At 27.5% G+C, this 6,893-nt stretch carries 7 protein-coding genes; 5 read left to right on the top strand and 2 right to left on the bottom strand.

The features are described 5' to 3' along the window. Positions 1-902: saccharopine dehydrogenase (locus tag CBD51_002965; GenBank protein RPG59584.1), on the bottom strand; the 902-nt coding region annotated here is incomplete at its 3' end. 79 nt (positions 903-981) lie between these two features. On the opposite strand from CBD51_002965, the gene CBD51_002960 reads away from it, so the two are divergent. Genes CBD51_002960 through CBD51_002940 form a run of 5 tightly spaced genes read left to right on the top strand, consistent with a single transcriptional unit; the run spans position 982 to position 5,397 of the window. Next, the gene (locus CBD51_002960) at positions 982-1,290 is read left to right on the top strand and encodes a DUF4476 domain-containing protein (GenBank protein ID RPG59583.1); all 309 of its coding nucleotides are present in this window, start codon (positions 982-984) and stop codon (positions 1,288-1,290) included. A gap of 27 nt (positions 1,291-1,317) precedes the next feature. Continuing rightward, a complete protein-coding gene (gene pckA, locus CBD51_002955; GenBank protein ID RPG59582.1) occupies positions 1,318-2,946 on the top strand; it encodes a phosphoenolpyruvate carboxykinase (ATP) in 1,629 nt (542 codons plus the stop codon). 19 nt (positions 2,947-2,965) lie between these two features. After that, positions 2,966-3,664: a 16S rRNA (uracil(1498)-N(3))-methyltransferase gene (locus CBD51_002950; protein RPG59581.1), complete on the top strand. Its 699-nt coding sequence runs from the start codon at positions 2,966-2,968 to the stop codon at positions 3,662-3,664. Between the two features lie 30 nt (positions 3,665-3,694). Continuing rightward, positions 3,695-4,354: a DUF4159 domain-containing protein gene (locus CBD51_002945; GenBank protein RPG59580.1), complete on the top strand. Its 660-nt coding sequence runs from the start codon at positions 3,695-3,697 to the stop codon at positions 4,352-4,354. Next, a complete protein-coding gene (locus CBD51_002940) occupies positions 4,351-5,397 on the top strand; it encodes an AI-2E family transporter (GenBank protein RPG59579.1) in 1,047 nt (348 codons plus the stop codon). The genes CBD51_002945 and CBD51_002940 overlap by 4 nt, the downstream gene beginning before the upstream one ends. Here the strand turns inward: CBD51_002940 and hutH are convergent. After that, on the bottom strand, positions 5,377-6,891 hold the full coding sequence (gene hutH, locus CBD51_002935) for a histidine ammonia-lyase (protein ID RPG59578.1): 1,515 nt from the start codon (positions 6,889-6,891) through the stop codon (positions 5,377-5,379). The two genes, CBD51_002940 and hutH, sit on opposite strands and share 21 nt — an antisense overlap. Positions 6,892-6,893: the final 2 nt, after the last annotated feature.

Raw genomic sequence — 6,893 nt, 5'->3', positions numbered from 1 at the left:
AAGTCCAAGTAATCCATTTTAGATTTAATATCAGAATCGTTTAAACTTTCTATATATGAGTTGAAAACTTTTTCATCGATCAGTTTATTATTTATCGACTCTGATGTCATACCTAGATTCACAAATACATCCCAAGCTTTTGCAAAACCAACTTTTCTTAAGGTTCCTCTAACAATAGTCTTAGCATCAGATAGATTATATTTCTTTTGATAATGTAATGAATCACGATTAGCATATGATTCAAACAAACCATGATTAGGAATACTAACTTTTTCTAAATTTGAAAAAACCTGATTATAATCAAAGGTCTTTATAGAGCCATTTTTAAGATATGATGCCCCAGCATTTCCTGCAAGAATAACATTTTTTGGGTTCCAAGTGAATTTATAATTCCAAGGATTATTATCAGATTGAGGAGCTATTAGTCCTCCACAGAATGACTTGAATACAGTAATACGGGCACCTTTTTCATTTAATTTATCTATCATATCCATGGCGGATATATGGTCAATACCTGGATCAAGACCAATTTCATTCAAAATGAGAATGTCCGCTTTTTTTGCCTCTTCATCTAATTTCGCAATATCATCAGAAACATATGATGCCGTAATTAAATTTTTTTTAAATTCTATACAATCTTTTGCTACTATATAATGAAACTTTGGGGGGAGCATAGAAATAATTAGATCTGATTTTGCAATATATTTTTTTCTTAAAAGATGATTATTAATGTCAAGATTTATAAATGAACATAAATCTTGGTGAATAAAAGATTGTATGAAATTATTATGATTATAATCTGCTAAAACTAGATTTATATTAAGTCTTTTGGAATTGACAGCTAAATACTTAACTAAAGTATGTGTCGATCTACCAAGCCCTAATAATAAAACTGTTTTCATAATTTTTAAAAAAATAATAATTTTATTTGACAACTAAATAAAATAAATACATAAATTAGTTTTATCTAAAATTTATAAGATGAAAAAAATACTTCTAGTTTTTACTGCATTAATGTTATACCCATCTATTTCCAATGCAAATGATTGCAACTTTATTATGGACCAAGAAAGGATGGAAATAATTATTAATCAAATGAATAAACAATCTGATGACAACAAAAAATTAAATATTATTAAAACTTATTTACAAAGATTATGTTTTGATACAAATCAAATGCTGTCTATTCAACAAGTTTTTGACTCTAAAGAAACTAAAGATGATTTTTTTCTTTATTCCAAAGACTTCATAACTGACTTAGAAAATTACAACCAAATTAAATTCAAATAATTTTTTATTCAAAATAAAAATTTTAAGATGAATACGATTGGAAAAAATTTACCGGTTGATATTAATAATTTTATTACCAATAATAAAAATATAACATGGGACTTATCTTCTGAAGAACTTGTTAATAAAACCATATCTATGAATATGGGTAAATTATGTAAAAATGGTGCACTAGCAATTGATACTGGTGCATTTACCGGGAGATCACCTAAAGATAGATTTATTGTAAAAGATCGCGAGACATCAAAAAATGTTGACTGGGGAGATATTAATCAAATATGTGAAGAAACAAACTATAATAAATTAAAAAATGATTTAATTAAATACTTAACTAATAAAAATACTTTTGGAAGAAGAGCATATGCATGTGCCGAAGAAAAATTCCAACTTAATATTTGTTTAATTACAGAATATCCATGGTCTAATTTATTTGGATACAATATGTTTCTTAGACCATCTAAAAAAGATTTAATAAAATTTAAACATAATTGGACAATTTTATGTGCTCCAGGATTCAAAGCAAATAACCCATCTCAATATGGGGTCAGGCAGGAAAATTTTTCAATTATTAATTTTAAAGAAAAAGTGATTTTAATTGGCGGATCTGGATATACTGGTGAAATTAAAAAGGGAATTTTCTCTGTACTTAATTATACACTTCCTCAACAAGAAAAAGTACTATCAATGCACTGCTCAGCAAATATTGGTGTAAATAATGACACTTCATTATTCTTTGGTCTTTCAGGTACTGGAAAAACTACCCTATCTGCAGATCCTGATAGAAAATTAATTGGTGATGATGAACATGGTTGGTCTAATAATTCGATATTTAATTTTGAAGGTGGATGCTATGCAAAGTGTATTAATCTTTCAGCTGACTCTGAACCAGATATTTTCAAAGCCATTAAAAAAGGTGCGCTTTTAGAAAATATATGTTTTGATAAAAATAATGAAATCGACTTTTCAAACTGCTCAAAAACTGAAAACACAAGGGTAAGCTACCCGATAAATCACATCGAAAATATTGCTAGACCATCAATTGGACCATCTCCTAAAAATATATTTTTTCTTACTGCAGATGCATTTGGAGTACTTCCGCCCATATCTAAATTAACAAAACAACAAGCAATGTATCATTTTATTTCTGGTTACACTTCTAAAATTGCAGGAACTGAGGATGGTATTGTTGAGCCTCAAGCTACATTTTCTGCTTGTTTTGGAGCCCCATTTATGCCTCTTCACCCAACAATGTATGCACAAATGTTAGGTGAAAAAATAGAAAATGAGAATGTCAATGTTTGGTTAATAAATACAGGATGGTCTGGTGGCGAATATGGCATAGGTAAACGTATCAAATTAAATTATACTAGAGCAATGATCAATGCTGCAATGAATAATAAACTAAATGATATAAAATACATTCAACACGAAATTTTTGGACTTTATATGCCTGAAACCTGCATAAATGTACCTTCAAAAATACTGCACCCCATAAACACCTGGAATAATACTCAATCATATCAAGAAAAAGCTAAAACATTAGCTAAATTATTCCAAGCTAATTTTTTTAATATTTCTGAATCTACTAATGATAATGCTAACATAAACAAAGAACAACTTGCATTGATATCAAAAGGTGGTCCTATTCAATTCTAAAAAATTAAATAGAATTACTATGCAACTATTTTATTTAGAAAATTTAACAAAAGACAATCATCTTTCTAAAGAGGAAAGCACTCATTGCATAATTGTTTTACGTAAAAAAATTAATGATGAAATTTTTATAACCGACGGAAAAGGTACCATCTTTAGTACTCACATAATGAATATAAACAATAATAAAGTTCAAATAGGTCAACTTAAGGAGTTGTATTCCAATAAAAGAAAAATAACCACTCATATTGCTATTTCATTAACAAAGAATAGATCAAGATTTGAATGGTTTTTAGAAAAAGTAACTGAGCTTGGAATAGATGAAGTAACTCCATTAATTTGCTCTAATTCTGAAAGAACAAAACTTAACTTACAAAGGGTACAAAAAATATTAATATCTTCTTTAAAACAATCTTTAAATCCCAAACTACCTAAAATCAATAATATTACTTTTTATAAAGATTTTATATCTAAAAATTCAAAAAACACATGCATTGCACATTGCCATAAAAAATCAAAAATAGATTTAAAAGAACATATAAAAGATCAAAAAAAAAATAATTCACTTACTGTTATGATTGGCCCTGAAGGTGATTTTACTGAGGAAGAAATAATTTTAAGTGAAAAATTTAATATACAAGCAGTCAAACTAAGCAATCAAAGATTAAGAACTGAAACAGCTGGTATTGTTGCATGCCATACGATGAATTTATTATTATAATGTGTAAATTTGAATACTTAGTTAAAATATATGCGTAACATATTTTGTTTTTTCATCTCAATTTCCATTTTAAGTTTTTCACAAAGCAGTTATCAACTTGCTACACTAAAATATTCTGGAGGTGGAGACTGGTATGCAAATCCAAGTTCATTAAAAAATTTAGCAATTTTCTGTAATAAAAACTTAAATATGAATATTGATGAGAATTATGATATTATTGAGCCATCCAGTAATAAAATATTTGAATACCCTTATGTTTATATGACTGGTCATGGAAATGTTTCTTTTAGCGATATGGATATAGAAAATTTAAAAAAATATCTAACTGGCGGGGGCTTCTTACATATAGATGATAATTATGGCATGAATAAGTTTATAAGAACAGAAATGAAAAAAGTGTTTCCAGAAAGTGATTTTATTGAAATTCCATATAATCATAATATCTACAACAATATTTACAAATTCCAAAATGGATTACCAAAAATTCATGAACATGACAATAAGGCTCCTCAAGGATTAGCAATTATACATGAAAATAAAATAGTCTGCTTTTACTCATATGAATCTGACTTAGGTGATGGATGGGAAGATCAATCTGTTCATAATAACCCTGAAGACATAAGAATAAAAGCATTACAAATGGGTGCAAATATTATTGGCTACGTAATGGATCAAAACTCAATCAAATGAAAAATTCTATTCAAAATATTATCGCTATTGCAGTAATTGGACTAATGTTTTTTTTAATAACACAAATACAATTATTAATCATATATTTTTTTATTGCAATAGTTTTATCCATAACAATTAATCCATTAAATAATTTTTTATGTAAAATGAAATTATTTAAACGGCAACTTAATAAAACAATTGCTGCAATCATTTGTTTACTAATAATTTCAACAAATGGATTGTTAATTGGATATATACTATCCCCTATTGTTATTGAAGAAGTACAAATTTTAAGTTCTATACAACTAACCGAAGTTCAAAATTTTTTAAACATATTATCGTTAGAAATAAATAAAAAATTTACATCCATTAATATGGATTTAGAACTCAATCTAAAGGATATAATGAACATGTTAGATGTTACATCAATAGGTGGTGTTTTTCAATCCATGATTGGTATACTTGGAAATATTTTCATGGCAGTATTTTCTATTTTATTTATATCTTTTTTTCTAATTAGAGACAAAGCATTATTAAAAGATTATGCAACTAAAAGTCTTGGATATTTCTTGCCAAAATCAAAACAAAAAATCAATATGATTATTTACTTTATAAGAAGATATTGTGCAGGATTATTTATTCAAACAAGTATCTTGTTTATATTATTTGGAATTGGTATGATGATATTAAAACTACCTAATCCTTGGACACTAGCCTTATTTGCTGCTGTTGTAAATATTATTCCTTATTTTGGCCCATTAATAGGACTTATTTTTACTGTAACAATGGTTGGGACATTTTATATAGATCAAAATATGATAGACTTAATTTTACCATTAATAATAAAAAGTTTCATCCTATTTGGCTCAGTACAAACATTTGATAACTTTATTATACAACCGACTATATTTTCAAGAGCATTTAAAGCACATCCGTTAGAAATATTCTTCATTGCTATGGGAGCAGGATTTATTGGAGGAATAATGTGGATGATTATTGCAATGCCTGTATATACAATTCTTCGAATTACATTTTCAGAACTAATTGCGAATTTTGAGTAATTTATTAATATCGTAATCATCAATAAAAGACTTAGTTTTATTAATATATAAACTAAGTTGAGTATCCGAATTAATAAATGGCACTTCTTTTCTATATGAATTTAAAAATCTTCTTATAATAGACGATTTTTTAATATTTCTCAAATCAATAGCTTGAGCAGCATTTAGTAGTTCAATTGATAAAATTGTATTTAAATTATCAACAACTTTATAAAGTTTTGTGGCAGCATTTGCACCCATACTAACATGATCTTCTTGACCATTTGAAGACATAATACTATCTACAGACGCTGGTGTTGCATATTGTTTATTTTGACTAACTATTGAAGCTGCAGTGTATTGAGATATCATAAAGCCAGAATTTAACCCAGGATTATCAATTAAATAAGGGGGTAACTCGCGATCACCTGATATTAACTTATAGACTCTTCTTTCCGAAATACTACCAATTTCACATAATGAAATTGCAAGATAATCCATAGCCATTGCTAGAATTTGACCATGAAAATTACCTGCAGAAACAATTATTTTTTCTTCCGCAAAAACATTAGGGTTATCTGTTACTGAATTTATTTCAGTATTGAAAACCGACTCAACATGACTAATAACATCAAAACAAGCTCCATGAACTTGAGGAATGCATCTAAATGAATATGGATCCTGGACATATTTTTTATTAGAGTTAAAGACATCGCTATCTTTTAAAATACTTAAAATTAATTCAGAAGTATAAATTTGGCCTGGATGAGGTCTTATTTTAGAAACTAAATTAATGAATGGATTATTATTGCATTGAAATGCCTCTAGAGAGATAGCAGCAATTAGATTAGATAAATAATATAGTCTTTTCGCTGATAAAGTGCACCAAACACCATAAGCAGTCATAAACTGTGTTCCATTTAACAAAGCTAACCCCTCTTTATAAGAAAGAGCAATCGGTTTCCGATTCATTTTCTTAAATGCATTTGAGGTTTTTAAAACTTTCCCATTTAAACTTACTTCTCCTTTACCAAGTAAAGGAAGAGATAGGTGCGCAAGAGGAGCTAAATCACCTGAAGCACCAAGTGAACCTTGTTCATAAATAACAGGTAAAAGACCAAGATTATAATAATCTATGAGTTCCGATATTAATTCTATTCGAACACCCGAAAAACCAAAACTTAATGATCTGATTTTTAATAGTAATATTAGCTGTACAATGTGTTCAGGAACAATTTCACCAGTACCACACGCATGAGATAGAATTAAATTTTCCTGTAAAAGTTTAATTTTATCTTTTTCTACTTCAGTCTCACATAAAGACCCAAAACCAGTATTAACACCATAGATTAGTGAATCTTCTTGATTAATAGTATCATTTAAAAAAATATTTGACTTGTTAATTTTAGAAATTGATGTTGGATTTATTAAAATCTTTTGTTGAGTATTTAATAAAGATTCAAATTCAGTTAAATAAAGATTTTTTTTTGATATGTCAAAATATTTTTTACTCATCA

The sequence above is a fragment of the Flavobacteriales bacterium TMED191 genome, from assembly GCA_002171975.2.
Lineage (GTDB): Bacteria > Bacteroidota > Bacteroidia > Flavobacteriales > TMED113.
This window is presented reverse-complemented; position numbering and strand designations above follow the sequence as displayed.

Excerpts from the sequence above, each read along its gene's own strand:
- pckA (RPG59582.1), top strand. The coding sequence starts at position 1,318 with ATGAATACGATTGGAAAAAATTTACCGGTTGATATTAATAATTTTATT.
- CBD51_002960 (RPG59583.1), top strand. The coding sequence starts at position 982 with ATGAAAAAAATACTTCTAGTTTTTACTGCATTAATGTTATACCCATCT.
- CBD51_002950 (RPG59581.1), top strand. The coding sequence starts at position 2,966 with ATGCAACTATTTTATTTAGAAAATTTAACAAAAGACAATCATCTTTCT.
- hutH (RPG59578.1), bottom strand. The coding sequence starts at position 6,891 with ATGAGTAAAAAATATTTTGACATATCAAAAAAAAATCTTTATTTAACT.
- CBD51_002945 (RPG59580.1), top strand. The coding sequence starts at position 3,695 with ATGCGTAACATATTTTGTTTTTTCATCTCAATTTCCATTTTAAGTTTT.
- CBD51_002940 (RPG59579.1), top strand. The coding sequence starts at position 4,351 with ATGAAAAATTCTATTCAAAATATTATCGCTATTGCAGTAATTGGACTA.